This is a genomic window from Tepidisphaeraceae bacterium, from assembly GCA_035998445.1.
In the GTDB taxonomy this organism is placed as follows: Bacteria; Planctomycetota; Phycisphaerae; order Tepidisphaerales; family Tepidisphaeraceae; genus DASYHQ01.
Window position 1 is genome coordinate 202,297 of the sequence record DASYHQ010000013.1, and the last position, 26,886, is coordinate 229,182.

The following is a 26,886-nucleotide window of genomic DNA, read 5'->3' on the forward strand; positions in this document are numbered from 1 at the left end:
CTCCGGCCTCCGCAGGTCTTCAGTAAATTGGATGACGTAGAGTGGTCAGGGGATACATGGATGTCGCACCCGCAAGTCTGTGAAAGCTCTGCTTGATGGCACCCACGAGCCGCGCCGGTACAGCCCGGCGAGGTGCCACCGTTTCGGACGACGCCGGCGCATCATTCCATGAGCGATCCACGAAAGATCAACCTGCTCGTCGCCGACGGCCGCAAGCTGTTGCGCGAGGGGCTGTGCCTGTTGCTTGAACAGCACGCTGACCTACGGGTGATCGCCGAGGCCGACGAGGCGCGGGCGGCGGTAAAGCTCGCGCGGGCGCTGCCGGTGCAGGTGGTCATTCTGAACCTGTCGGCGACGGGGCCCGATGATATCGATGTCGTGCGCGCGATCCTGCAGGCCAACCCGTCGGTGTCGGTGATCGCGCTGGCGCTGCAACCGTCCGCCGGCCGCGTGCGCGAGATATTAGAGGCTGGCGCAACGGGCTGTTTAAACAAAGAGTCCGCCGGCGCTGAACTCGTGACGGCGATCCGTCTCGTCCGCACCGGGCAGGTCTACCTCAGTCCCGGCTTGGTTCACTCGGTCGTCACCACGTACGTGCGCCCGAGCGCGCGCGACGCCGCCAAGCATAAGCCGCTGGCGCCGCGCGAACGTGAGATTCTTCGCCGCATCGCCGAGGGCCAGATCACCAAGCAGATCGCAGCCGACCTGAATGTTGGGACGAAGACGGTCGAAACGCACCGCCGGCGCATCATGGAAAAATTGAACGTCTACACCGTTGCCGAGCTGACGAAGCACGCCGTGCGCGAGGGACTAACATCGCTGGAACCGCATGGGGCGTGATCGAAGTTCGCGTTGGCGCCGCGTTTAGGTCACACATCGCAGACCCGCTTGATGCGGCGCGTTGAACCGCATTTGCGTCAATTGACGCACCCCTAAAGCCAAATCCTTTAACGGCCGATAATGAACGGTCCGGTTGCGCGCGTAAGAATGGGCCCTGCGCAGTCGGCACGATCCGCGACCACGGTTGCTTGGGCAAGCGGCCGAGCGGATGCCTCAAGTTGTTGCCGTTGTGCTCCCGTCTGGGCGTGCGCGATCCGTCGTGCACGCGCATGAGCGGGAGGATGTAAACATGCGTCTATATCTGCGCGCGTTCTCCTACTTCAAACCAGACCTCTCGCTCGTGCTGATCTGGCTCTCGCTGATCGGCCTGTCGACCGGCCTCGGCCTGCTGACGGCGTGGCCGATGGCGGTGCTGATCGATTCCGTCCTCACCGCGTCGCCGAAGCGCGACGTGATGCACAACCTTTTCCTCGCGCCGCTACCGTCCGGCCAGTTTGGGCAGATCGTCGGGTTGGCCGCGATCGGACTGCTGTTCAAACTGCTTGCGGACGTGCTGGGCGTCGCGCAGTCGGCCGTCAGCAACAAGCTGAACTACAACGGGTTGATCCGCGTGCGCTGCGACCTATACCGCAAGCTGCAGGCATTGAACCTGACTTATCACCGCAATCAGCCGCAGGGCGATGCGATCTATCGCCTTAGCACCGACACGTTCGGTTGCCAGACCATCCTCGGCGTGTTGGTGAACACAATCGTGGCAGCCGTCACGCTGGTCGCGATGACCGTTCTCCTGGCGACGCGTAACCTGTCGCTCACGTTGCTCGCGTTCTCCGTGGTGCCGGTGCTTGCCGTTGCCAACATCTACTTCGGCCGGCGGTTCCGCGAGCGCACGATGGAATGCAAAGAGGTCGACACCCGTTTCACCACCGCGGTGCAGCGGTCGATGGCCTGCATCGGCCTCGTGCAATCGTTCGGCCGCGAGTCGGACGAGTTCAGCCGATTTCACGGTACCGTCAGCCAAGCCGTGGCAGCGTGGTGGCGACTGAACCGCCAGCAGATGGCCTACACGCTTGCAACCGGCGCGACGTTCGGCGTGGGCGGGGCGATCGTCTTCGGCTACGGTGGCTATCTCGTCTACCGCGACCAGTTCCTGCAGTCTGGAAACAGCAACGGCATGACCGTGGGATCGCTCATGATCTTCACGGCCTACCTCGGCATGCTCTGGGGGCCCCTCTGCACGCTCACCGGGTTCGTCTACAACATTCAGGGCGGCGTCGCGGGCGCGCAGCGCGTCTTCGACGTGCTCGATCGTGATCCGGTGATCGCCGATCGGCCAAACGCGCAGTCTCTTCCCAGGCAGCCGCGCACGCTGCAGTTGGATGGCGTTTCGTTCGCGTACGACGGTGGCCGGCAAGTGCTGGCGGGCGTGTCGGCGACGATCAACCCGGGCGAGATGGTCGCGTTCGTCGGTCCCAGCGGCGTGGGCAAGAGCACGCTGCTGAACCTGTTCCCACGCTTCTACGATCCCAGCGGTGGGGCCGTCCGATTTGATGGCATCGACGCCCGCGACGTGAAGATCGCCGATCTGCGCAAGCACGTCGCGCTGGTGTTGCAGGAAAGCGTGATCCTGCCGACCACAATTGCTGAGAACATCGCCTACGGCCGACCGACCGCATCGGCCGACGAAATTCACCAAGCCGCCCGCCTTGCCGGCGCCGCCGGGTTTATCGAAGAACTTCCCGATGGTTACGCGACGCGCATCACCGAGGGGGGCCAGAATCTGTCGGGCGGCCAGCGCCAGCGCATCGCCATCGCGAGGGCCTTGCTGACCGAAGCGCCGTTCATCGTGCTGGATGAGCCCACCAGCGCGCTCGACCCGCTGCACGAGGCGCACGTAACTCGCGCGTTGCGCGAGTTGAAACGCCAACGGACGATCCTGATCGTCAGCCACCGGCTCAGCACCGTCGTCGATTGCGACCGCATTCTCGTCATGAACGCCGGCCGGATCGTCGAGCAGGGCACACACCAGCAACTAATTGCCCTCAATGGCCTTTACGCGCAAATGGCTGCCCAGCAATTCGATGCACCTTCAGGGCCGCGGTTGGCCGCGTAATTGGTCCTTCTTACACGCGTGCCACTCACTCCGCCGGGGTGCCGTTGTGCCGTGCAGCCCGTGTCGCAGTTGACATCGGTGAAAGCCGTAGCGTCGTCGCCGTACTTCCTGAGCCGGCGACGTTTTTCCTTACACGAATGGTGCGGTCGGCGCCCGTGTCATTCCCGTTTAATGCCTTCCGCTGCGCCACATCCCCTGCACATCCCGACGGTTCCTGCTGCTGCTGATCCTTGTCGTAGCGCGCCTCGCCAGTCTGTCCTCCCTGGGGTGGCCCATGTCCGGGCACAGCCGTTGTATTGCTGCTCATCAACGACGGCACGGGCGCGAGCCTGATGCTGCTTGAGTCTTCGCAAAGCCGGGCACTCGCTGTGGTCGGCGCAAGGGCCAACTTATATGAGCAAACGGATTCTGATCACCGGCGGGGCGGGGTTCATCGGCTCGCATCTGGCGGATGAACTGTTGGAACGGGGCTATCGCGTTCGGGTGCTCGATCACCTGTCGGCCCAAGTTCATGGCGAGGATGTTCGCCGGCCTGAATACCTTCATCCAGACGTTGAACTGACCATTGGCGACGTTCGCGACCCCGCGGCCGTCCGCCGCGCGATGGCGGGTGTGGATGCCGTCTATCACTTGGCCGCTGCGGTGGGTGTTGGTCAGAGCATGTACGAGATCGCCAACTACACTAGCCTGAACAACCTTGGTACCGCCGTGCTGCTGGAAGCGCTGATCGAACGGCCGGTCGAGCGTCTCGTCGTCGCATCCAGCATGAGCATCTACGGCGAGGGCCTTTACAAGGACCCCGACGGCGAGATCTCTACTGGCCTCGAGCGCACGCTGGACCAGTTGAAGGAACACGATTGGGAAGTGCGCAACAACCGCGCGCAGGTGCTGACGCCCATCGCGACGCCAGAATCGAAACAGCCCACGCTGGCAAGCGTGTACGCGCTGAGCAAGTTTGACCAGGAGCGCATGTGCCTTATGGTCGGCCGGGCATACGGCATTCCGACCGTCGCGATGCGCTTCTTCAACGTCTACGGCCCTCGGCAGGCGCTCAGCAACCCGTACACGGGCGTGCTGGCGATTTTTGCCAGCCGGCTGATGAACGACAAGCCCCCGATGATCTTCGAGGACGGCCTGCAGCAGCGTGACTTCGTTAGCGTGCACGACATTGCCCGCGCCTGTCGACTCGCGCTTGAAGTGCCGGATGCCGCGGGGCGCGTCTTCAACATCGGCAGCGGCAACGCTTACACCGTGCTGGAGATCGGCAGGCAGGTCGCAAAAGTGCTCGGCAAGGAATCGATCGATCCGGAGATCAGCGGTAAGTACCGCGTGGGTGACATTCGCCATTGTTTCGCCGACATCCGCCTTGCCCGCCGCGTGCTGGGGTACGAGCCGCAGGTGACGCTGGAGGATGGCTTGGTCGAACTGGCCGAGTGGCTTGAGGGACAGGTTGCCGACGACCGCGTCGCGCAGGCTCGGGCAGAGTTGGATAAGCGCGGGCTCGCCATCTAAGCGAGTGCCTGTACGGAACGTGGATGATCGAACGGTTGTAGATTGGGATCGATCTGTATGAAGAAGAAGCACACATCACGATCGCGCGGCGCCCTCGCGGCGCCAGCACGACATGCGGGGCCGGCCATTGGCATGCTCGAGTGGTTCCGTCTGGGTGAGCACGACCGCGTCGACCGCGTGCTGAGCGACCTGAAGACGCTCGGCGTGAGCGAGTTGCGCATCGGGGTCTCCTGGGCCGACTGGCACACGCCCGAGGGCGAAGCGTGGTACGCGTGGCTGTTTCCACAGTTGGCCCGGCAGGTGAACGTGCTGCCATGCTTCCTGTACACGCCGCCCAGTTGGGGCGTGGCGCCCAAGACGAGCGCTCCGCCGCGTGATACGCGATGCTACGCCGACTTCATCGACCTGATGATTAAGCGGTTTGGACGGCACTTCGAGTACGTCGAGCTCTGGAACGAACCGAACAACCTGCGCGCGTGGGACGTCGCGCTCGACCCCTATTGGCTGAAGTTCAGCGAGATGGTCGGCGCGGCCGCCTATTGGGCCAAGCAGTGCGGCAAGAAGACCGTGCTTGGCGGTATGAGCCCCATCGATGCGGGTTGGCTCCGCCTGATGGGCGAGCGCAACCTGTTGCGCTATATCGACGCGGTCGGTGTGCACGCCTTCCCAGGTTCCAGCGAGGCCAAGTGGGAAGGGTGGCGGCCGGTCATCGACCCGGTTCGCACCGTGCTCGATCAATTTCAACCCGAGGCGCAAGTCTGGATCACCGAAACCGGCTACAGCACGTGGCGGCACGATGAGCGCCGCCAGTTGACGGCGTTTGTGGATACGATCGACGCGCCGGTCGACCGGGTCTACTGGTATGCCGCCCATGACCTGGATCCGATGCTGCCGACGGTGGATGGCTTCCACGCCGACGAACGCGAATATCACTACGGCCTGAAGCGCACCGATGGCGGCGAGAAGCTGCTTTACCGCCTGTGGGCCGAAGGCGGCACCGATGCGGTGCGCGATGCGTACTGGATCGGGCGCAGCGCGCACGTGATGGGCCAGGACAAGCCGGTGCTCATCACCGGGGGTTGCGGCTTCATCGGCACGAACGTCGCGCACCGCATAATGTCGAGCGGGCAAAGCGTGCTGCTGTACGACAACCTTTCTCGCCCCGGGGTCGAGAAGAACCTGCGATGGCTGCGCCAGGAGCACGGCGACTTGATGCGCATCGAGGCGGCCGACGTGCAGGACGCCCACGCGCTGCGCATGGCCGTGGCCCGCGCGAGCAAGGTGTTCCACTTCGCCGCCCAGGTTGCGGTGACGACGAGCCTCGTGAATGCGATCCACGACTTCGAGGTCAATGCCCGCGGCACGCTGAATCTGCTGGAGGCAATTCGCGCACAGGACGAGCCACCGCCGCTCGTGTTCACCAGCACCAACAAGGTCTACGGCGGTTTGCCCGACGTGCGTCTGCGATTGACGAATAACCGCTACGAACCCGTCGACGCCGCCGTGCGAGACTACGGCATTGGCGAATCGCGGCCACTGGACTTCCACAGCCCTTACGGTTGCTCGAAGGGCACCGCCGACCAATATGTGGTCGACTACGCCCGCACGTTTGGCCTGCCGGCGGTCGTGTTCCGCATGAGCTGCATGTACGGCCCGCACCAGTTTGGCAACGAGGACCAGGGCTGGGTGGCTCACTTCCTGATCAAGGCATTGAAGGGCGAGCCCATCACCATCTACGGCGACGGCAAGCAGGTGCGCGACATCCTGTTCATCGACGACCTCGTCGACGCCTTCCTGCTCGCTCAGGCACACATGAATGACGAACGCGTCCGCGGCCACGCATTCAACATTGGTGGCACGCCCGCGAACACGATCAGCCTGTTCGATCTGCTGGACATGATCGAAGACGTGCAGGGCACGCGGCCCGACGTGCGCTTCGGGTCGTGGCGGCCAGGCGACCAGCGCTACTACGTGTCTGACGCGCGCAAGCTGACCCGCGACACGGGCTGGCGACCAACCGTTTCAGCGGCCGAGGGCGTGGCACGCCTGAACGATTGGCTGGCGGCCAACGTTGCCAAGCCGCGCCGCCGGGCGATGTCGCTGGTGAAGCCGGGCCAGAGCGCCTGGAGCAGTATTGAAGCCAAGCAAGCTGCGGACACCGTCGCGCCGCTAACCCGGCCCGCCAAGGAGGACGTGAAATGACCGCCGCCGCTGTTGACCTGCAACCGTCAACCGTTCCCGTTAGGCGTTCCACCATGCGCGCGGCGGTGCTCGTTGCGCCCGAGGTGTTCGAGATGCGCAACGATGTCACCGTGCCCACGCCCGCCGCGGGCGAGGTGCGGGTGCGGATCGAAGGGTGCGGCGTGTGTGCGTCGAATATCCCGCCGTTCGAAGGTCGCGAATGGTTCCAATACCCCATGGCACCTGGCCAACTCGGCCATGAGGCATGGGGACGAATTGATGCGGTTGGTGAGGGTGTAAGTAGCCTTCAGGTGGGCGATCGCGTCGCGATGTTATCGAACAATGCATACGCCGAGTACGACGTGGCGCCGCAAGATAAGCTAGTTCGATTACCGGCGTCGCTAGACGGCCTACCGTTTCCGGCCGAGCCGTTGGGCTGTGCGATGAACATCTTTGAACGGGCCAATGTCCGCGCCGGCCAGACCATCGCCATCATCGGCATTGGCTTCCTCGGGGCGATGCTCACACAACTGGCGGCGCAAGCAGGTGCGCGTGTCATCGCCATTTCACGGCGGCCGTTCTCGCTGGACGTTGCGCGGCAGGCGGGCGCGCACGAGGTAATCCCAATGGACGACCATTGGCAGATCATTAACCGCGTCGCTGAACTGACCGCTGGCAGTGGCGGGTACGAGGTGAAGGGCTTCTGCGACGTGGTGATTGAAGCCGTCGGCAAACAGTGGCCGTTGGACTTGGCGGCCGAGCTTTGCGCGGTGCGCGGCCGGTTGGTCGTCGCGGGGTATCACCAGGACGGCCCACGGCAGATCAACATGCAGCTGTGGAACTGGCGTGGCCTGGACGTCATCAACGCCCACGAGCGAGATACCGCCGTCTACGTCCAAGGCATGAAAGCAGCCGCGGCGGCAGTCGCAGCAGGGCGGCTGGACCCATCGTCTCTGTACACGCACACGTTCCCGCTGGAACGCCTCGGCGACGCGCTTCGGATGACCCGCGAGCGGCCGGACGGCTTCCTGAAGGCACTGATCGAGATGTGAAGGAGATGACACCCGACATGAAGGTCCTGATGACGACAGACACGGTCGGCGGCGTATGGACGTACGCGCTCGACCTCATTCGCGCTCTACGGCCGCACGGCGTGGAAGTGGCACTGGCCACCATGGGCGCCGCCGTCTCGTCGGATCAGCGGGCTCAGCTGCAACGGTTGGAGAATGCCACATTGTTCGAAAGCACCTTTGCCCTTGAATGGATGCCCGATCCGTGGAACGACGTGCGCGAAGCTGGCCGCTGGCTGCTGGAGTTGGAGCAGACGCTTCAGCCAGATGTGATTCACTTGAACGGGTATGCGCACGGTGCGCTGCCGTTCGAGGCGCCGATCGTGGTAGTGGCGCACTCGTGTGTGTTGTCGTGGTGGCAGGCCGTGAAGGGCGAGGCCGCGCCACCGGAGTGGGACACTTACCGCCGGGCAGTACAGGAAGGCCTGCGCGGTGCCGATGCAGTTGTCGCACCGACGGCGGCGATGCTGGAATGCGTGCATCAACACTACGGCGTATTGGGCAACGAGCATGTCATTTTCAACGGGCGCGAGTCCGCTGCGTACGCTGTGAGAACGAAATCTTCCTTCATCCTGTCGGCCGGGCGGTTCTGGGACGAGGCGAAGAACATCACCGCGCTCGACTCCGTCGCACCGCATCTTACCTGGCCCATTTATGTCGCTGGCGACGTGGGCGGGCAACATGGTGCCAACGGTCGATGGACGACGAACGTGCGCTCGCTCGGCAGGCTCGATGCGGGTGCATTGGCGAAGCGGATGTCTCGCGCGGCGATCTACGCGATGCCGGCTCGGTACGAACCGTTTGGTTTGTCGATCTTGGAAGCCGCCATGTCTGGGTGTGCTCTGGTCATCGGCGACATCCCCAGCCTGCGCGAGGTGTGGGGCGACGCCGCGGTGTACGTGCCGCCGACCGATACGGCACAACTGACCGACGCGATTCGCGAGTTGTGCGTCAACGAAGGCCGGCGGGCCACCTTCGCGGCCAGAGCCACCGAACGCGCGCAACGGTACACGCTATCACAGGTCGGCGATCGTTACAAAGGTCTCTACCGGCAACTAACGGACTCCGCGAGCTTCAAGGAGAGCGATTCGAACGCGCCAGGGGCGCAAGAAGGGATTGCATGCGTTTCGTGATGTTCTATCACTCGCTGTTGTCGGATTGGAATCACGGCAATGCCCACTTCCTGCGCGGTGTCGTCTCCGAGCTTCTACTGCGCGGGCACCGGGTCGATGTGTACGAACCCGGCGACGCCTGGAGCCTGCAGAACCTGACAGCGGAGCACGGGCAGGAACCGATCGCTGCATTTCGCTCCGCTTATCCGGGGTTGACCAGCCTCCCCTACGACGCGTCCACGCTCGATCTGAATGCGGTGCTGGACGGTGCCGATGTCGTCTTGGTCCACGAATGGAGCGACCACGATCTGGTTCGCCGGGTTGGGCAGCACCGGGCACAAGGCGGCAGCTATCAGTTGCTGTTCCACGATACGCACCACCGCGCGATTACCGAAGAAGCGTCGATGTCGCGCTACGACCTCACCCATTTCGACGGCGTACTGGCCTTCGGCAACGTGCTGCGCGACCTCTACCTGAACCGCGGTTGGACCCGGCGCGCCTGGACCTGGCACGAGGCCGCCGACACGCGCCTCTTCCGCCCGATCGCCGACCGGCCCTGCGATGGCGACCTGGTGTGGGTAGGCAATTGGGGCGATGACGAACGCACGGCCGAGTTGCAGGAGTTCCTGCTGGACCCCGTGAAGCAGCTGAAGCTGAAGGCGCGCATCCACGGTGTGCGCTATCCTGATCACGCCAAGTCCGCACTGGCCGACGCCGGTGTGGAGTATGCGGGCTGGCTTGCCAACTTCCGCGCCCCCGACGTCTTTGCGCGCTTCCGCGTCACGGTTCACGTGATGCGTCGCCCGTACACGTTGGCGCTGCCCGGCATCCCGACGATTCGCGTCTTCGAAGCGCTGGCGTGCGGCATTCCGCTCGTCTGTTCGCCTTGGAACGATGCCGAGAACCTCTTCACCGCAGGGCAGGATTACCTGGTGGCCCGCAATGGCGAGGAGATGAGGCGCCACCTGCGGACACTGATCAGCGACCGCGATTATGCACGTCAACTGGCTGCGCATGGGCATCGCACGGTCCTATCACGACACACGTGTGCGCATCGCGTCGATGAGTTGCTCAACATCGTCGCGGAGCTGCGTGTAGAGCGGCGGCCTGCCGGGGGGCACTTGTCGACGTCGGCACCCGCCAACAAGTCCGCCGCATTGGAGCACGCGCAGTGAATTGGTTCAGATAAGCATGGAACGATTATGAACTCACGCCTGAACATCGCATTCTTCGGCTCAAGCCTCGTCAGCGCGTATTGGAACGGTGCCGCCACGTACTACCGTGGCATCGTGCGAGCGCTGCACGGCCGCGGACACAAGGTCACGTTCTACGAGAGCGACGCGTACGATCGCCAGAAACATCGAGACATTGCGGACCCCGAATGGGCGAAGGTCGTCGTCTACTCGCATGAAAGCACGGGAGACGTACGGCGATGTTTGGACGTCGCGGCCGAGGCGGATCTGATCATCAAGGCGAGCGGCAACGGCGTGTTTGATGATCTGCTGGAAGCGGCCGTGGCTGATCTGAAGCGACCGTCGAACGTTGTCTGCTTCTGGGATGTCGACGCTCCCGCGACGCTCGAGCGCGTTCAGACGAACCCGGCCGACCCGTTCCGCTCGCTCGTGCCGCGGTACGACCTCGTACTTACCTACGGGGGCGGTGACCCGGTGGTGCAGGCGTACGAGGCACTGGGGGCGCGAAAGTGCATCCCGATCTACAACGCGCTCGACCCCCATACGCATCACCCAGTCCAGCCAGAACCGAAGTTCGCTGCCGACCTTGGCTTTTTGGGCAACCGATTGCCCGACCGCGAGGCGAGGGTTGAGGAGTTCTTCCTCAATACCGCCGCACAGTTGCCGGCCATGCAGTTCATGATTGGTGGCAATGGCTGGCACGACAAATCGATGCCGGCGAACGTGCGCGACGTCGGCCACGTTTACACGCGCGATCACAATGCGTTCAACTGTTCGCCGCGCGCCGTGCTGAACGTCAATCGCGACAGCATGGCTCGGTACGGATTCTCACCCGCCACCCGCGTGTTCGAGGCGGCCGGCGCTGGCGCGTGCCTTATCACCGATGCATTCGTAGGCGTCGAACAGTTCTTCGAGCCTGACGAAGAAATCCTCGTCGCTCGCGATGGCGACGAAGTGGCGGAACACGCGCGTTCGTTGTCGGCCGAGCGGGCGAGAACGATCGGCCAGGCGGCGCTGCGGCGGGTGTTGTCGGAACACACTTACGATCACCGCATCGGTCTGCTTGAGCAAGTGCTCGATGGGGTTGGCAGCAGCCGACCGGGACAGGCAGCCACTCTCGCATCGGTGTCAGCATGACGACCTTAAACTTCACGCAAAACCCGGAACAGGCAGTTGCAGCAGGCACGCGCGCGCCAACAGATGCTGAGTCGCTGCGGATCGTCATCATCGGGTTGACGATCACCAGTTCGTGGGGCAACGGCCACGCCACCACCTACCGTGGACTGGTTCGCGAACTGGTGCGCCGCGGTCACGACGTGGTGTTTCTGGAGCACGATAAGCCGTGGTACGCCAGCAATCGCGATTTGCCCAATCCGCCTTATGGGCAGACATGTCTGTACGACAGCATTGACACACTAAAGGACCAGTTCGAATCTGACGTTCGAAATGCGGATCTCGTCATCGTTGGATCGTACGTGCCAGAGGGCGTCACCGTAGGTGAATGGGTCACTCGAACCGCCCGCGGTACGACCGCGTTCTACGATATCGATACACCGGTGACCCTGGCCAAGCTGGCTCGTGGCGATTTGGAATATCTGTCGCCGGAACTAATTCGCAAGTACCGAATGTACCTGTCATTCACCGGCGGGCCGACGCTCACGCGGCTCGAGCAGCAGTTCGGCTCACCCCGTGCGCTGCCGCTCTATTGCAGTGTCGACCCGGCGTTGTACCACCCGGAAGAACGCCCGCGGCGATGGGACCTCGGCTACCTCGGCACGTACAGCACCGACCGTCAACCACCGTTGGACCGATTGCTGTTGCAGCCGGCCAGGGAATGGGAACAAGGCCGTTTCGTGGTGGCCGGGCCGCAATATCCACAGGATGTCGATTGGACGAACGTCGATCGCATCGAGCATCTGCCCCCTGCGGAACATCGCGCGTTTTACAACGAGCAGGCCTTCACGCTGAACATCACGCGCGCCGACATGATCGCCGCCGGCTACAGCCCGAGCGTACGCCTGTTCGAAGCGGCAGCGTGCGGGGTACCGATCATCAGCGACGTGTGGGACGGCATCGAGACCCTCTTCACCCCCGATGAGGAAATCCTGCTGGCACGGTCGACGGCAGACGTGCTGCGATACCTGCGCCAGACCAGCGACGCCGACCGCCGGCAGATTGGTGAGCGCGCCCGGCAGAAGGTGCTGTCCGCCCACACCGCGGCGCATCGGGCGGCGGAACTGGAGCGCTATGCCCTGCAATCGTTAGGCGGTCGAACGCCGATGGCGACGCCGGTTGCATGATTTATCTGCTTCGACCGGACAAGGAGTGCAAGCCCAACAGCCGACGGAGTGACCGCTATGACGACAACGATCGACCACGATTCCAAAGCCGCCGCGGTAGATCCTGAGATCGCCGCGCTTGGTCCCTGGTTTCACAACCTGCATTTGCCTGATGGCCGACAGACTTGCCCCGACCACTGGCTCGGCGATTTTCCGTCCTTCAAGTGGCGGGAGGTCGCCGGCTCAATTCCGGAGGACCTGAACGGTTGGCGGTGCCTCGACATCGGATGCAACGCCGGCTTCTACTCGTTCGAGATCGCCAAGCGCGGCGGCAGCGTGCTGGGCATCGATCTCGATGATCGATATCTCACGCAAGCGCGCTGGGCCGCAGAACAGTTCGGGTTGAGCGGCCGCACGCGCTTCGAACGCATGCAGGTGTACGACCTGGCCCGGCTGAACGAGCGGTTCGACCTCGTGCTCTTCATGGGCGTGCTCTACCACCTGCGCTACCCGATGCTGGGGCTCGATATCGTCTGCCAGAAGGTCGATCGGCTCATGCTGTTCCAAACGCTGACGATGCCCGGCACCGACGTGTTCGAACAGACGTGGGACCGCAACTTCCCCGAGCGACACCTCATGCAGGAAGCCGGCTGGCCAAAGATGGCCTTCTTCGAGCACGGCTTCGCCGGCGACCCGACGAACTGGTGGGCGCCGAACCATGCGGCGTGTGAAGCGATGTTGCGGTCGGCGGGCATGTGCATCGTCGGTCGGCCGGGTCACGAGTTCTACCTGTGCGAGCCTGATCCTGCTCGGCCGGCCAGCATCGCCACGTGGAATGCCGCGGAGCTGCTGTCGGCGACGGGGCGGTCGCAACGGTAGGTCGCCCACATCGCAGGAGGTCCTGATGTCGACGGTGCTCGCACACGATGGAACGCAACGCGCCCGCACGCTGCGCGACACGCTGGGCGTGTGCCAGTGGTTTCACTATGAGGACCACCGTGCCGTCGACCGCACGATCGAGCTGATGCGGGAGTTAAACGTCAGGCACCTGCGCACCGGCGTGTCGTGGGCCGACTACGTTCGACCCGGTGGCAAGGCGTGGTACGACTGGCAGATGGCGCGGCTGCGCGAGGGCGGCATCGACGTGCTGCTGTCCGTCTGGCACACGCCGCCGAGCATCTCGATCGCCAACGCCTGCAATGCGCCGCCGCGGCGTTTGCAGGACTACGCGGACTTCATCGACCTGCTCATCACCGACTACGGCGACGCGTTCAGCGCGCTGGAGCTGTGGAACGAGCCCAACAACCGCTACAAGTGGAACTTCCCCGTCCACGATCCCCAGTGGCGCCAGTTCGCCGAGATGATCGGCGCGGCGGCGTACTGGGCGAAGCAGCGGGGCGTGTACACGGTGCTGGGCGGCATGATCCCGGTCGACCATCACTGGCTAAACCTGATCGCCGACTACGGTGTGCTGCAACACATCGACGCCGTCGGCATCCACGCCTTCCCCGGCATGTGGTTCCCAGACAACCCAAACTGGGACTGGCACGCCCGCTGGGACGGCTGGGCCGCCAAAATCGCCTACGTCGCCGAGCATTCCGGCGGCCGCCCGATCTGGGTCACTGAGACCGGTATTGCAACGTGGGACCTGGCGCTGCACCGCGAGGCTAAGTACGAACTGCAAGTGCAGGCGCTGCGCGACGCCGCGGCCGCCGCTGCGTCATCGTCGGCCGCGCGGGTGTATTGGTACAGCCTGATCGACCTCGACCCGACCCGAGATGCTATCGAAGGGTTCCACGTTGATGAGAACGAGTACCACATGGGACTGGTGAAGGATGATGGGTTTCGGAAGGACGCGTTCGAGGTAATGAAGCAACTGATGCGAACCCCGGCAAGTATCGTCCCTCTGGAAATGAAAAAAGCCATGCCGTCAACTCGGGTTTGAGGACGGCACGGCTGGATAGAGTTTACCGAGTACTACTTAGATGCCTTACGACTCCTAGTAGTCGTACGGCGAGACACGAACTTGACCGAACTCGTGGATTTGAACGGTCGCGGCATGCCCGTCCACGAAGCTCACGTTGATACGCTTATCGTGACGCTTCAGCGGAATACCAGCCGTTAGCCAGCTCGCCTCGTAGATGTTCCGCAGGGTGCCACCGCCCGACCAATGGCTGGAGTAAACCAGCATGGCATTGTCCTCTACATCATAGGACGGAGACGGACTGGTCTGCGGCCAAACGCCGCGGTCGGCAAACAGCATCGTCTCAGACGACTTCTTCACGCGGTGAAGCAGCGTCTGCAGGGGCTGGCCTTGCGTACCGTTATATGACGGCTGGCCCTTATAAGTGCCAAGTGTGTGCGAGAAGCCGACCCGTCCCTCGCCAGACGAGTTGGACACGGCCGCGATGTCGGCATTGATGCCATATGACACCTTGATCCGCTCGTGCGTGATGTTGTTCATCCGGTAGCCGCCATCTTCGATGGCGGGATCGCTGGGGCACCAGAAAATCTTCGCGACATCGTCGGGAGCATCCTGGAAGTTCACGCTCGACTTCTTACCGAGATAGGGGAGCAGTGCGCTCGCCCAGTCTTTGATGTCGCCCGAGTCGCGGTACTGCCACTTTCGGCGCGACGGGTCTTGATCGTTGAATGCGATCGCGTGCTCGGTCGCGGTGGGAATGCGTCCCTTCCACTCATTGGCGTGCATGATGGCCGCCATGGCGATCTGGCGCAGATTCGATGTGCACTGAAGGTTCTGTGCGGCCCGCCGCGCCTTGTTCAGGCTAGGCAGCAGGATGCTGATCAGCAGGGCGATGATGCCGATGACGACCAGCAGTTCAACCAGGGTGAAGGCCGTGGGACGACGCGTGGGAGTAAGGTGGGTCATAGAAGTGCCTTGTGTTCTTATGAATACGGTGAGTTTCCTAATCGGTTTCTAGTGGTTTACCCTTTTTTTGCGACGGCGGAGCAGCAGGCCACTGGCGGTGGCCAGCAGGCCGAGGGACGTCGGCTCGGGGACGGGGACCGCGGCGCTCAGCGAGCGGTAGTAGTCCAGCGTGCCCTGCGACACGAGCGGCGACGAGCCGTTCGGCGCGGTCAGACCCAGGTTGTGCAGCCGCTGCAGCTCGTTACCCAATATGAACCAGTCCGAATTGGTCAGATAACCGTCCGCGTTCAAGTCGGCGGCGGGGTTGAACTGGCGGTTGTTGGTCGACAGGAGCCGCAGCATCTCGTCGAGGTCGTTGCCCTCGATGTAGCCGTCGAACGTCGTATCACCCAGCCCATGGCCGCGTCCGGTGGCGGGGTTGATGCCGGCGAAGCGTTGCACGTTGTAGGTGCCGGTCATCTCGTAGGTGACGATCGTGATCGCGTTGTTGCCGTTGTTGATGTCCGACAGGCCGAACTTGAACAGATCGGTGTCGATCTGCCCGGCCCGGTTGCCACCGTTCACCAGCGACTGCACTTCGGCGTCGGTGAGGGCCGCCCCGAGGTTCATGAACACGTGCATGCTGTCGGCGGTGCCATCGGTCGATTGAACGAGCAGGTCGCGGTCCTCCGGATGGGCCGGGTCCCACGGCTTGAACTCGCTCGTCAACACCTGACTTACCGGCTTCAGCCGGTCGACGTAGATCGTCTCCTTGAAGCTGCTGTAGACCGCCGGTCCACCGTCGCTGCGATGGCGGAAGGCGCGCACCTCGATGAAGTGGTAGCCCTCGCTCAGCTGCGAAGCGTCGACCGATTGGCTGTAGCTGCCGTTGCCGGTCGCGCTGCCGTAGCCGGCGTTGCTTTGCGAGAAACGTTCGAACCCGTAGACGACGCTGTTGGGCGTGACGTGGTCGACGTACCCGTTGCCGTTCACGTCGATGCCGCCGTCGATCTTGAGCACGGCCCCGTCGCCGTCGGCGTCGTAGTCGCGGAAGTAACCGAGCAGGTTGACCGCGTTCGTGTTCAGCGTGATGTCGAAGTTGTCCGACTTCACCACCTGCACGCTGGCGGTGCGGGCCGAGCCGTTGTTCCAGTCGGTCTGCGCATCGGGCCCGATCGTCTGGGCGACGTTGCTGAGCAACAGTTGGCCTTGGGGCGTGGCCAAGCCGTAAATCAGGTAGCCCTTGTCGACGTTATCGTTGTTCAGGAACTTGGCCCGCACGTACGAGGGGCCGTTGAAGTAGTCGTTGGTGACGGTCAGCAGTTCCGGCAGGCCGTTGGCCTTGGCGTTGCCGGTCAGTTCGATCAGTGGCGTGCCCCAGGGCAGGTCCACGTTCATGTTGGTCCAGTCGCTCGAGCCACCGTCGTTGCGGTTGGAGAGCATGACCAACGCCGATCCGCTGCGCTCGAACGCGTGGTAGTCGGTGCTGATCCAGCGCTCGCGATAGTCACCGCGGCCATGCGTGTTGCGGATGTTCACCAGTTCCGTGATCGTGTCACCGTAACGGCCACCGAGCGCGTCGCCGCGACCGTCTTTGGGAAAGTCGCGGCCGTTGCCGTGCTCTTTGGCGTTGAAGTAGACGACGGCGTTGCCCGGCTGCATGAGCACGTAGGCATGGGCGACGTTGTTGAGGTAGGCGCCGTTGCCCTTGTCGTGGCTGCCCACGAACATCACGCCGGCCGAGCCGTTGCGCTTGCCGTCGTCGTAGCTGTCGAGGCCGGCGTTCACGACGTTGTTCCAGTTGTTCTGGAAGCCGTTGCCGGTCAGGTTGTTGTTGAGCGCGTCGACGAGCGCAAAGTCGAGCACGTCACGGTTGCCACCAATTCGGCCGGGATCGTTGGGGTTGATGTCCTTGCGGACAAAGTCATCGTCAACCTGGTTTGCATCGTGCCAGTCGGCCCCGCGCAGCAGGTAGTCGCGGTTGCTATCGAACACCTCGCCGTAGCTGAAGACGTGCGCGGTGGAACCGTCGAGCAGCTTGCGGTCGTTCGACCGGTAGACGGCCCGGTCGTAGTAGTTCAGGCTGAAGCCTTCGACGTGCTTGGCCGCGTCGATGCGGAAGCCATCGGCGCCGATCTCCTGCACCAGCCACTGCGTGTAGCGCATCAGGTAGCCGGTGGCGTTCTCGGGCGTCGCGTCGCCGGCCATCGGGTTCTCTTTGTTGAACGAGTAAACCTTGATGTCGGTTTCGCCGGTGCGCGGGTCAAAGACGCTGATCGACGGGCCTTGCAGGTCGGGGTAAAAGCGCGCGTTGTTCGGGTCGGCCACGTTCGCCAACCGACCCCACTGCGCCGTGGTACCGGCGGGGAGGTTGCGGGAATCGTTCGGATCGACGGGGTTTCGGATGAACTGCCAGTTCTTCCCGTGATCGATGTCGATCAGACCCGAGAGGCGGCCCTGGAGGTCGCCGTAGGAGTACGACGAGTTGAAATCACCGTCGGTGTTGGGAACGCCGTAGGGGTCACTTCCACCGTCGGGGTTCTGCATGACGAATCCGGGATAGCCACCCGCTTCGATGAAACCGGGGGTGCCGGCGTCGCTGAACCCGTTGTGGTTGATGATCAGGTCGAGGTGAAGGTCGACCCCGATCTTGTCGTACGTGCGGGCGACGTTCTTCAGGCCCTTCTCGGTGCCGTAGAGCGTGGGGTTGCCGGCCTTGCCGAGGTCGAACCGGTCGTAGACGTCGTAGCCGACCGATTGATTGCCACTATCCGCCCGGCCCGGTGGCGGCAGCCAGACCGATCCATAGCCCGCCTTGAACACGTCGGCAGCGCGGCGGGCCTGCGACTGGTAGGTGCCGTCGAACCACTGCAAGATCGCCGGTGCCGAGACATCTTCTGCGTGGGCATTGCCCGTGAGCGAAGCGATCACCATCGCGGCGGCAAGGGCAAGGGCGGACTGGCGGGGCGGTGTGTACATCATGGTTGCTTAAACAAATTGAACCGATTAACCGCTATTGAATAAGAAGGGCCGGCACCCGGTAGGATGCCGGCCTTCGGTGCGTTAGTTCGCGTGACGACGACGCAGCAACGCGACGCCACCCAGCGCGAGCAGCCCAAGGCTGGTCGGTTCGGGGACGGGCGTTGCAGTGGTGAAGGTGCCGAAAGTCGAGAATGTCTGCGTGCCGGTGAACCCGGCGTTCGGCGCGTCACCGGCGCTGCCCGGCGTGGTCACGCTCAGGCCGATCGTCTCGTTCGAGCGGTAGCCTGACGTGCTGATCAGCGTGCCGACAAAGTCGAACGAGCCACCGTCGGCCACGCCGAGCGCGGCCTTGCTGTAGCTGAAGGTGAACGGCCCGGTGCCGCTACCGCTCAAACCACCACTGCTGACGAAGCCGAAATTGCTGGGGGTGGCCAGGTTAAACAGGCCCGAGAACGAGCCCGGTTCCAGCGTGATGGCCAGATCGGCGTCGAACGTCGGGGCGAAGTTAACGAGGGTACGACCGCTGCCGCTAAGGCCGGAGATCGCGGTGCGTCCGCCGTCAGCGTTGTCGGTAAGCGTCGAGGTGTTGGTGACGCCACCGGCACCATTGTCGACGTACAGCACGAGGGCGTTTCCGCTAAAGCTAACACCGGGCGACAGCGAGAAGTCGATGTTGCTGCCGTTCTCGATGACCGTCAGCGTGCTGCCTCCGATCGCGCCACCGAACCCGGTCGCGCCGTTGCCACTGTAAACCGCCGCCGACACCGGCGTTGCGGTCGCCACCGCCACCAGGGCAGCGGCGGCCAGGAGAGCCGAGCGAGACGAAACGCCACGACGACGCGAGATACCCATTTTCATATCCATCCTCCGAAGGCCAAGTGACGCAGGTCGTGGTCGCACGAACGCATCAAGTGTCATTGAAATGTTCCAGCTCGAAAGCTCGCATCGCAGTCAACCGGACCGCGACGGGCCGCTCCGCATCTCGAACCCGAGACAGGAGGGAAGTGCCGCTTCAGTTTAACCGGTTTATCGGATAAAGCAAATTGAGATGTGAATTTTGCGAGTGCCAAGCCGGGATTGAGGCCAGCAAATCGCGATATGAGGACATTCCCGCGGGATCGTTTGCTTTCGTTAAACGGCGAGGTAAACTGTTTTACCACGTCATGAAGGCGTTGTTCCGGGTGGGAAGGTGGGGGCAGATGAAAGGTGGTGCTGTGACGTCCACGATTTTTGATAAACTACAGCTACCTGTGGACCCTAGCCGTATTGATACCGACGCCTTGGTTCCCGCCGTGCCGGGGCCCCCTGGAGGGGGGCGCCCCGATCGGCCGGTGAGTTTGCGCGATGTGGCGAAGATGGCGAACGTATCGGTCGCCACCGTTTCGATGGTGTTGAACGACAACCCGCGCATCAGCCGTGCGACGCACATGCACGTGCAGCGCATCATCGACAAGGTCGGCTATCGGCCGAACCGGTTAGCTCAGTCACTCTCCAGCAAGTACACGCAAGTGCTGGCGATCATCATCCCCGCGCTGCGTCACGCGTTCGCCGACGCTTACTTTGGTGAGGTGATCTCCGGAGTCTGCGACCGCGCGGGCAAGCTGGGGTACAAGGTCATCCTAGAGCAGGCCAAGCCGGAATACATCAAGACCAAGCAGCACGTCGAGATTTTCGAACGGCGCTACGTGGACGGCGTGGTGGCGATGGGTGTGAACGATCGCCATACGTTTCTCGACGAGTTCGCCGACCGCCGATATCCGGTCATCGTGGTCGACAACTACTTCCCGCAGTGGGGCCTCGACCACGTCGTTTGCGATTATCGCGGTGGGGCGGAGCAGGCGATGAATTACCTGCTTCAGTTGGGCCACCGCGAGATCGGGCTGATTTACGCGGCCCCCGAGATCCGCACGTCGCGCGACAAGATCGAGGTCTACCAGAACAAGCTGACCGCGGCCGGCATTATGCCGATCGACACTTGGCGGGCAGACGGTAAGTTCACCGAAGCGGGTGGCGCCAGTGCCGCCGAGGCGATTCTGGCGAAACACCCGCACGTGACGGCTTTATTCGCGGGTAACGACAAGATGGCGATCGGTGCGTTGCACTATCTCAACCGTAGGCGCATCAAGGTGCCGCAGCAGATCTCGGTCGTCGGGTTCGACGACATGCAGCAGGCGGCGTTCGCCAACCCCAGCCTGACCACCGTTCACCTGCCGTTGTACGAGGTGGGGCAACTGGCGTGCGAGCGTCTCGTCGAACGCATTCGCGGCAAGGCCGACCGGGTGGCGCAAGTGCTGCCCACGCACCTGGTGGTGCGCGAGTCGACCGCCATGGCCAGCAACGTCGGAGGATAGTCCGCGCTGCGGGCGGCTCTTCCATAGAAACTTCACACATCCTGCATTTTGCAGCAACCAGCGACCGGCGGATCCCCTTCGTCGCTTGCGAGGAGAAACGTTCATGTCCCTGCCGAAAATCAGCCGCGCCACCGCGCTCTTGTCCGCCGCCGTGTTTGCCGCCTGCCCAATGCTGGCCCGCGCCGAGGTCATCGTCGATGGCAGCAACGTCACGTTCCGGCTCGACGCGCGCCAGTGGACCGACAAGCCCTCGTCCGTCAACGTCGCCGGCAGCTTTCAGGGCTGGAATAAGGATGCGACCGAACTCACTGATGCCGATGGTGACCACATCTGGGAAGCAACCGTTCCCGTTAACGACCAAGGCCAGCACCAGTACAAGTTCGTCGTCGATTCCGACCGCTGGATCAGCGACGCCACCGCCGACCCGACGCTGGACGTCGACGACAATTACGGCGGCAAGAACAGTGGGTTCATCGTCGGCTACGACGTACGCAAGGCCCCGCCACCCAAGCCCGATCATGTGAACATGGAAGCCGTGACCCACGACCCCGCCACCGATTCCTCGGTGCTCTCGGCCGATCAGGCGTTGCTGCGCATCCGCGTACAACCCGGTGACATTCAGTCGATCGATGCGGTCTACCGGTACGATCAGACGGAAGAGGTGAAGCGTACGCCCGCGTTCAAGCTGGGCGTGCGTAACGGCCTCGACGAGTACGGCGTGCTGGTGCCCAACACCGGTGCTACCTTGCGCTACACGTTCGACATTCAGGACGGCAGCACGACCACGCAGTTGAAGCCTGCCGGTGGCGAGGCGTTCGAGCTGGCGTTGAACACGCCGCTGGTGCAGACGCCCGACTGGGCCAAGAGCGCGGTCTGGTACCAGATCTTCCCCGAGCGGTTCCGCAACGGTGAGAGCAGCAACGACCCCGGTGGCAAGCCCGGCGAGCACTTGGTGAAGTGGACCAGCAACTGGTGGCAAACGCAGCCCGGTGAAACGCCCGGTGACGAGAACTTCTACAAGGGCACCGGCAACGTCTGGCAGCGCCGCTACGGTGGCGACATTCAGGGCCTGCGTGAATCGCTGCCTTACCTGCGCGAGCTGGGCATCAACGCGATCTACCTCAACCCGGTGTTCGAAGGCGAGTCGATGCACAAGTACGACACCGCCGACTTCCGCCACATCGATGACAACTTCGGCGTGAAGGGCGACATCGCGGCGCTGGAAGGGGAGAGCGACGACCCGGCGACGTGGAAGTGGACGGCCTCGGACAAGCTGTTCCTCGACTTCCTCGACGAAGCGCACCGCCAAGGCTTCAAGGTCATCATCGACGGCGTCTTCAACCACGTCGGTCGGGCGCACCCGTTCTTCCAAGACGTGCTCGCCAAGGGGAAGAACAGCAAGTACGCCGACTGGTTCGAGATCACCGACTGGGGCGACGAGAGCAACTGGCGGCCGATGGCCGACCCATACGAAGTGCACGGCAAGCCGGGTGGCATTCAGTGGAAGGCATGGGACGAGCAAAGCGGCCACCTGCCGGTCTTCAAGAAGGATGACAAACTCGGCTTAGCGCCCGGCCCGCGCGATCACATCATGGCGATCACCAAGCGCTGGCTGGCGCCCGACGGGGATCCGAGCCGCGGTATCGATGGTTGGCGCCTCGACGTGCCCGGCGACATTCCGCACCCGTTCTGGATCGATTGGCGCAAGGTCGTGAAGGGCGCCAAGCCCGATGCTTACATTACCGGTGAGATCTGGACCTGGGCCCAGCCGTGGCTGAACAAGGGCGACCAGTTCGACGCGGTGATGAATTACCAGTTTGCGATGCCGGCTCAGGAGTTCCTCATGAACGAGGAAAAGCAGATGAAGCCGAGCGTCTTCGCGTCGCGCCTGAACCAGGTTCAGCTGGCCTACCCGTTCAACGTGGCGCTCGTGCAGCAGAATTTGTACGACAGCCACGACACCGATCGCGTCGCCAGCATGTTCGTGAACCCCGATCGCCCGTACGACGGCGCGAACCGCCCGCAGGACAACGCCGCCAACTGGCTATATTCACCGGCGAAGCCCAACGATGAGCAGTGGCAGCGATTGAAGCAGGCGGCCGCGTTGCAGTACACGTACGTTGGCGCGCCGATGATCTACTACGGCACCGAGGCGGGCATGTGGTCGCCGGACGATCCGTCGAACCGCCAACCGATGATCTGGCAGCACCTGCAGCCGTACGACGACGCGCAGGTGACGTTCAAGCAGGACCTGTTCGATTACTACCAGCGCCTGGCGGCGGTCCGGCAGAAGCTCGAGGCGTTGCGCGAGGGCTTCTACGTGCCGGTGGTTGCCGACGACGAGAACAACGTGCTGGTCTACCGCCGCAGCAAGGGCGATCAGCACGTGTACGTGGTCGTAAACCGCAGCGATCAGGAACAGCAGATCGACGTGCCCTTGGCTGCGAGCGATCACGGCAAGACATTGGTGAACTGGCTGGACGAAAAGCAGGCCAATGTGAAGATGCCGGAAGGCAACGTCACCGAGCGAGCGACCGTTTCGGCTATCGACAACGGTGGGGCGGTCGCGGCGGGCGAAACGCTGAAGGTGACGCTGCCGGCCTACGGAACGGCGGTACTGTCGCAGAACGTGCCGATGCCCTAGAAGGAGTTCGGGTGGCGTGTGACGCAACTTGTCATCCCGAGCGGAGCCTAAGGCGACGGGAGGGATCTCCCATGGCCTCACAGCTTCTGGCAGTCGAGATCCCTCAGGTCGCTAGGGCTTCCATCGGGATGGCAACTGGCACGGTGACCGCGATCTGATAAGTTGAGTCCCTTATCAATTTTCTCCGCGGACAGTCGAACTGATTGCCACTAGAATCCAGCCGGACTCATCATCGACATGCACATCGGTCAATCCCTACGCTATCTGCTCGGGCTCGCGACGCTGTTGATCGTCGTTTGGGCGTTCGTGGACGTCGGGGCTCGCGTGTTTCGAAACGAGTCGCGCGGCTACGACGCCACGCTTAGCGTGCTGCACTGGGGCGATCCCGACGAAGGCCAGATCATGGCCGACCTGGTGGCCGCGTTTGAGCGCGATCACCCCAAGGTGAAGGTCAACCGCATTCACGTCAGCAGCGGGGAATTCGATTCGAAACTGAAGACGATGTTCGCGGCCGGTGATGCGCCGGACCTGTTTTACCTGAAGCCGGAAAGCACGCCCGAGATGGCGAGCATGAAGCTCATCAAGCCGCTTGATGAGCACGTGACGCAGGCGGAACTGGCCGAGTATTTCCCGAAGCTGCTCGACGTCTTCCGCTACAACGGTGAACGCTCCGGCGCGGGGCCGCTCTACGGCATTCCGAAAGATTTTTCGACGACGGTGATGTACATCAACCTCGACCTGTTTAAGCAGGCGGGTGTGCCCGTGCCGTACGGCGGGTGGACGTGGGCCGAGTACGAACAGGCGATGCGGAAGATCACCGACCTGTCGACGCCGCAGCGGCGCATTTATGGTGGCATGCTGGACCTGTGGGACGCCACGCTGCTCAACATTATCTGGACCCACGGCGGTGATTTCTTCGGTAAAGACTTCCGCGACGTGCTGCTGGACGAACCCGGCGCCCAAGCCGCGATGGAAATGGTCCGCCGGCTGCGCCACGAGGAGCGCACCGTGTTCAACGCCACCGGCATCGCCAAGGATGGTGGGCAGGAGTTCCTGCTGGGCAACATCGGCAGCATCGGGCCGATCGGTCGATGGAAGACGCCGGTCTATCGATCGATCAACAACTTCGAGTTCGACGTCGTGCCGGTGCCGTACGCGAAGGAAAAGGCATCGCAGCTGTTCACCAACGCGTGGGCGATCGGCACGCAGACGAAGCATCCGGAGGAATCGCTGCAGTTGCTGCGGTACCTGGTTGGCGAAGAGGGCCAAGCCCGCGCCGCCAAGCTGGGGCTGGCGATTCCGAGCAACCGATCGGTGGCGTTTTCCGAGGCATTCCACACCGCCGGCCAGCGCCCCGCCAACAGCAAGGCATTTTTAGATGCGATCGAGCTCGGCCGGGTGCAGCAGCATCCGCGGGAGGCGGAGTTTCGGCAGATCGTCAGCCAGGTGACAGATGATGCGCTCCGGCAGGGCACACGGAGCGTTGCTGATGCTGGGGCGGAGGTCGAACGGCAATGGCTCGCCGAGCTGCGCAGCCCGCTGCGCACGCGTGAGTTTTCACAGATCAACTGGCGGGCAATCGGTTCGATCACGGTCGCGGTCATCGCTGCGCTGGTAACGCTGTTCTGGTGGAAGGCCAGGCGGGAGAAGATTGGGGCGCTCGATCGGGCGCAACAGCGGGCCGGCATGGCGTTCGTGTCGCCTTGGGTCATCGGCTTTGTGCTGCTGACGGTCGGACCGATGGCGCTGTCGCTGATCCTGGCGTTCGCCAAGTGGACGGCGATGTCGCCGCTGGGCGAGGCGCAATATGTGGGCGGCGCCAACTTTGAACATCTGGCGAAGTTCGACCCCACGTTTGGCAAGAGCCTGTGGGTCACGTTCTACTTCGTACTGCTCGGCGTGCCGCTAACGCAGGTGGCGGCGTTGGCGGTGGCGCTGCTGATGAACGCGAAGGTGCGCGGCATCACAATCTTCCGCACGATCTACTTCGTGCCGTCGGTGGTCAGCGGAGTGGCACTGGCAACGCTGTGGCTGAAACTCTTCAACAACGACTTCGGCCTGATCAACAACGTGCTGCTTCGGCCGTTGACTTGGGTCGGCCTGAACCCGCCCGACTGGTTCGGCCTGGACGCCGGCTGGGCGGCGGTGCCGGCATTCGTGGTCATGGGGCTGTGGGGCGTTGGTGGGGGGATGGTGATCTACCTGGCGGGCTTGAAGGGCGTGCCGGAAAGCCTGTACGAGGCCGCGACGATCGACGGTGCCGGGCCAATGCGCCGGCTATTGAACGTAACGCTGCCGATGCTCAGCCCGTTGATCTTCTTCAACGTCATCATGGGCCTGATCGGTAGCTTCCAGATCTTCACCCAAGCCAAGGTCATGACCAACGGCGGCCCCGGTACCGACACGCTGTTCTACGTGCTGAACCTGTACCGCCAGGCGTTTGAGTTCCACAACATGGGCTACGCCAGCGCGATGGCCTGGGTGCTGTTCATCATCGTGCTGATATTTACCGCATTGATCTTCCGCGGCAGTAAGAAGATGGTGCATTATGAAGGATTGAAGGCGTGATCCTTTGTGATTCGCGCCAAGAACGCCAAGGAGCCAAGAGCGTCAAGAAATGAGAAGACAAGCCATTCGTTTCTTTACCTCTTGGCGATCGTGGCGTACTTGGAAACCTCGGCGCGAACTTGAAGTGCTAAAGAGCGACAAGATATGACGACCTCCGCCACCAACGCTCCCAACACGGCCAACCCCGCGACGCCACTGGTCTACGTGGCGGCGGCGAAGGAGGCGGCGCCGAACGTCGTCCGGCGGGGCATGGGTCGGCGCGATGGCCGGCGGCGTAAGTCGTGGAACAAGGTCGCGGCGTACATCACGCTGATCCTGGGCGCGGCGTTGCTGATCGTGCCGTTCGTCTGGATGCTGGCCGCCAGCCTCGACACCCAGCAGAACGTGACCGGTGGGGAGGTCGACTGGACCTTCAACGATCCGCAGTTCGCCAACTACCCCGCCTCCATGAAGCTGATGGGCGCCGAGGCCGACCGCAACGGCGACGGTGAGATCGGCGTGCTCGAGATCGCCCGGCTGCACTTTCCGGCGCTGTCGAACACCATCGTGGTAACGGTCGCGTGCATCGTCGGGCAGGTCGTCAGTTCCAGCCTGGTCGGCTTCGGTTTCGCGCGGTTCAACTTCCGCGGGCGCGGCATCCTGTTCGCGCTCATGCTCAGCACGATGATGCTGCCGGCCCAGGTGACGATGATCCCGGTCTTCGTGCTGTTCCGGCACCTGGGCATGATCGACACATTCTGGCCCTTGATTATTCCAGCGTGGCTGGCGAGCCCGTTCTTCGCGTTCATGTTCCGCCAGTTCTTTGCGCAAGTGCCCGAAGAGCTGATCGAGGCGGCCCGCATGGATGGCGCCAGCAACTTCCGCATCTACTGGCAGATGATGTTGCCCCTTAGCGGCCCGGTGATCGCGATCGTCGCGATCTTCACGTTCATGGCGACGTGGAACGACTTCATGGGCCCGCTGATCTACCTGAACAGCCCCGCAAACCGCACGCTGGCCCTCGCGCTCGCCCAGTTCAACGGTCAGTACGGCGTGCGCGACGCCCACCTGCTGATGGCGGCCAGCTTCGTCACCATGCTGCCCTGCATCATCCTGTTCTTCGCCGCCCAGAAGTACTTCGTTGAAAGCGTGGCCACGAGCGGCTTGAAGGGCTAGAGCATTCTCATTTCATCTGT

General features: G+C 63.1%; 18 protein-coding genes. 15 read left to right on the forward strand and 3 right to left on the reverse strand.

Annotation, left to right across the window (positions count from 1 at the left end):
- Positions 1–168: 168 nt before the first annotated feature.
- The 11 genes from VGN72_04165 (at position 169) to VGN72_04215 (ending at position 14,242) form a co-directional block, all read left to right on the forward strand.
- Positions 169–840: a response regulator transcription factor gene (locus VGN72_04165; GenBank protein HEV7298536.1), complete on the forward strand. Its 672-nt coding sequence runs from the start codon at positions 169–171 to the stop codon at positions 838–840.
- 289 nt (positions 841–1,129) lie between these two features.
- Positions 1,130–2,950 carry an ABC transporter ATP-binding protein gene (locus VGN72_04170; protein ID HEV7298537.1) on the forward strand — a complete coding sequence of 607 codons (1,821 nt, stop codon included), beginning with the start codon at positions 1,130–1,132 and terminating at the stop codon, positions 2,948–2,950.
- Between the two features lie 393 nt (positions 2,951–3,343).
- Positions 3,344–4,462 (forward strand): NAD-dependent epimerase/dehydratase family protein, encoded by a 1,119-nt coding sequence (locus tag VGN72_04175; protein ID HEV7298538.1) that lies wholly within the window; start codon positions 3,344–3,346, stop codon positions 4,460–4,462.
- A gap of 57 nt (positions 4,463–4,519) precedes the next feature.
- The gene (locus VGN72_04180; GenBank protein HEV7298539.1) at positions 4,520–6,664 is read left to right on the forward strand and encodes an NAD-dependent epimerase/dehydratase family protein; all 2,145 of its coding nucleotides are present in this window, start codon (positions 4,520–4,522) and stop codon (positions 6,662–6,664) included.
- On the forward strand, positions 6,661–7,695 hold the full coding sequence (locus tag VGN72_04185; GenBank protein ID HEV7298540.1) for a zinc-binding dehydrogenase: 1,035 nt from the start codon (positions 6,661–6,663) through the stop codon (positions 7,693–7,695). Before VGN72_04180 ends, VGN72_04185 begins: the two co-directional genes overlap by 4 nt.
- Before the next feature lie 17 nt (positions 7,696–7,712).
- Positions 7,713–8,846 (forward strand): glycosyltransferase family 4 protein, encoded by a 1,134-nt coding sequence (locus VGN72_04190; protein HEV7298541.1) that lies wholly within the window; start codon positions 7,713–7,715, stop codon positions 8,844–8,846.
- Positions 8,834–10,000: a glycosyltransferase gene (locus VGN72_04195; protein HEV7298542.1), complete on the forward strand. Its 1,167-nt coding sequence runs from the start codon at positions 8,834–8,836 to the stop codon at positions 9,998–10,000. Before VGN72_04190 ends, VGN72_04195 begins: the two co-directional genes overlap by 13 nt.
- Positions 10,001–10,027: 27 nt before the next feature.
- Positions 10,028–11,155 (forward strand): glycosyltransferase, encoded by a 1,128-nt coding sequence (locus tag VGN72_04200; protein HEV7298543.1) that lies wholly within the window; start codon positions 10,028–10,030, stop codon positions 11,153–11,155.
- The gene (locus VGN72_04205) at positions 11,152–12,318 is read left to right on the forward strand and encodes a glycosyltransferase (GenBank protein HEV7298544.1); all 1,167 of its coding nucleotides are present in this window, start codon (positions 11,152–11,154) and stop codon (positions 12,316–12,318) included. The genes VGN72_04200 and VGN72_04205 overlap by 4 nt, the downstream gene beginning before the upstream one ends.
- Before the next feature lie 57 nt (positions 12,319–12,375).
- On the forward strand, positions 12,376–13,176 hold the full coding sequence (locus VGN72_04210; GenBank protein HEV7298545.1) for a TIGR04290 family methyltransferase: 801 nt from the start codon (positions 12,376–12,378) through the stop codon (positions 13,174–13,176).
- A 25-nt stretch (positions 13,177–13,201) separates the two neighbouring features.
- A complete protein-coding gene (locus VGN72_04215) occupies positions 13,202–14,242 on the forward strand; it encodes a hypothetical protein (GenBank protein ID HEV7298546.1) in 1,041 nt (346 codons plus the stop codon).
- A 54-nt stretch (positions 14,243–14,296) separates the two neighbouring features.
- Here the strand turns inward: VGN72_04215 and VGN72_04220 are convergent, their stop codons facing one another.
- The 3 genes from VGN72_04220 to VGN72_04230 form a co-directional block, all read right to left on the reverse strand.
- Complete coding sequence (locus VGN72_04220; GenBank protein HEV7298547.1) at positions 14,297–15,187, reverse strand: DUF1559 domain-containing protein; 891 nt, start codon at positions 15,185–15,187, stop codon at positions 14,297–14,299.
- 48 nt (positions 15,188–15,235) lie between these two features.
- Positions 15,236–18,148 (reverse strand): PEP-CTERM sorting domain-containing protein, encoded by a 2,913-nt coding sequence (locus VGN72_04225; GenBank protein HEV7298548.1) that lies wholly within the window; start codon positions 18,146–18,148, stop codon positions 15,236–15,238.
- An 81-nt stretch (positions 18,149–18,229) separates the two neighbouring features.
- Entirely contained in the window at positions 18,230–19,006 is a 777-nt protein-coding gene (locus tag VGN72_04230) for a PEP-CTERM sorting domain-containing protein (protein ID HEV7298549.1), read from the reverse strand.
- A 473-nt stretch (positions 19,007–19,479) separates the two neighbouring features.
- On the opposite strand from VGN72_04230, the gene VGN72_04235 reads away from it, so the two are divergent.
- From VGN72_04235 to VGN72_04250, 4 genes are all read left to right on the forward strand, one after another.
- Complete coding sequence (locus tag VGN72_04235; protein HEV7298550.1) at positions 19,480–20,499, forward strand: LacI family DNA-binding transcriptional regulator; 1,020 nt, start codon at positions 19,480–19,482, stop codon at positions 20,497–20,499.
- Positions 20,500–20,602: 103 nt separating this feature from the next.
- On the forward strand, positions 20,603–23,143 hold the full coding sequence (locus tag VGN72_04240) for an alpha amylase N-terminal ig-like domain-containing protein (GenBank protein HEV7298551.1): 2,541 nt from the start codon (positions 20,603–20,605) through the stop codon (positions 23,141–23,143).
- A 237-nt stretch (positions 23,144–23,380) separates the two neighbouring features.
- Complete coding sequence (locus VGN72_04245; protein HEV7298552.1) at positions 23,381–25,711, forward strand: extracellular solute-binding protein; 2,331 nt, start codon at positions 23,381–23,383, stop codon at positions 25,709–25,711.
- A gap of 144 nt (positions 25,712–25,855) precedes the next feature.
- Positions 25,856–26,866: a carbohydrate ABC transporter permease gene (locus VGN72_04250; GenBank protein ID HEV7298553.1), complete on the forward strand. Its 1,011-nt coding sequence runs from the start codon at positions 25,856–25,858 to the stop codon at positions 26,864–26,866.
- Positions 26,867–26,886 lie beyond the last annotated feature (20 nt).

Excerpts from the sequence above, each read along its gene's own strand:
- VGN72_04220 (HEV7298547.1), bottom strand. The coding sequence starts at position 15,187 with ATGACCCACCTTACTCCCACGCGTCGTCCCACGGCCTTCACCCTGGTT.
- VGN72_04225 (HEV7298548.1), bottom strand. The coding sequence starts at position 18,148 with ATGATGTACACACCGCCCCGCCAGTCCGCCCTTGCCCTTGCCGCCGCG.
- VGN72_04230 (HEV7298549.1), bottom strand. The coding sequence starts at position 19,006 with ATGAAAATGGGTATCTCGCGTCGTCGTGGCGTTTCGTCTCGCTCGGCT.
- VGN72_04205 (HEV7298544.1), top strand. The coding sequence starts at position 11,152 with ATGACGACCTTAAACTTCACGCAAAACCCGGAACAGGCAGTTGCAGCA.
- VGN72_04215 (HEV7298546.1), top strand. The coding sequence starts at position 13,202 with ATGTCGACGGTGCTCGCACACGATGGAACGCAACGCGCCCGCACGCTG.
- VGN72_04190 (HEV7298541.1), top strand. The coding sequence starts at position 7,713 with ATGAAGGTCCTGATGACGACAGACACGGTCGGCGGCGTATGGACGTAC.
- VGN72_04250 (HEV7298553.1), top strand. The coding sequence starts at position 25,856 with ATGACGACCTCCGCCACCAACGCTCCCAACACGGCCAACCCCGCGACG.
- VGN72_04180 (HEV7298539.1), top strand. The coding sequence starts at position 4,520 with ATGAAGAAGAAGCACACATCACGATCGCGCGGCGCCCTCGCGGCGCCA.
- VGN72_04195 (HEV7298542.1), top strand. The coding sequence starts at position 8,834 with ATGCGTTTCGTGATGTTCTATCACTCGCTGTTGTCGGATTGGAATCAC.
- VGN72_04175 (HEV7298538.1), top strand. The coding sequence starts at position 3,344 with ATGAGCAAACGGATTCTGATCACCGGCGGGGCGGGGTTCATCGGCTCG.
- VGN72_04185 (HEV7298540.1), top strand. The coding sequence starts at position 6,661 with ATGACCGCCGCCGCTGTTGACCTGCAACCGTCAACCGTTCCCGTTAGG.
- VGN72_04245 (HEV7298552.1), top strand. The coding sequence starts at position 23,381 with ATGCACATCGGTCAATCCCTACGCTATCTGCTCGGGCTCGCGACGCTG.
- VGN72_04210 (HEV7298545.1), top strand. The coding sequence starts at position 12,376 with ATGACGACAACGATCGACCACGATTCCAAAGCCGCCGCGGTAGATCCT.
- VGN72_04240 (HEV7298551.1), top strand. The coding sequence starts at position 20,603 with ATGTCCCTGCCGAAAATCAGCCGCGCCACCGCGCTCTTGTCCGCCGCC.
- VGN72_04170 (HEV7298537.1), top strand. The coding sequence starts at position 1,130 with ATGCGTCTATATCTGCGCGCGTTCTCCTACTTCAAACCAGACCTCTCG.
- VGN72_04200 (HEV7298543.1), top strand. The coding sequence starts at position 10,028 with ATGAACTCACGCCTGAACATCGCATTCTTCGGCTCAAGCCTCGTCAGC.
- VGN72_04165 (HEV7298536.1), top strand. The coding sequence starts at position 169 with ATGAGCGATCCACGAAAGATCAACCTGCTCGTCGCCGACGGCCGCAAG.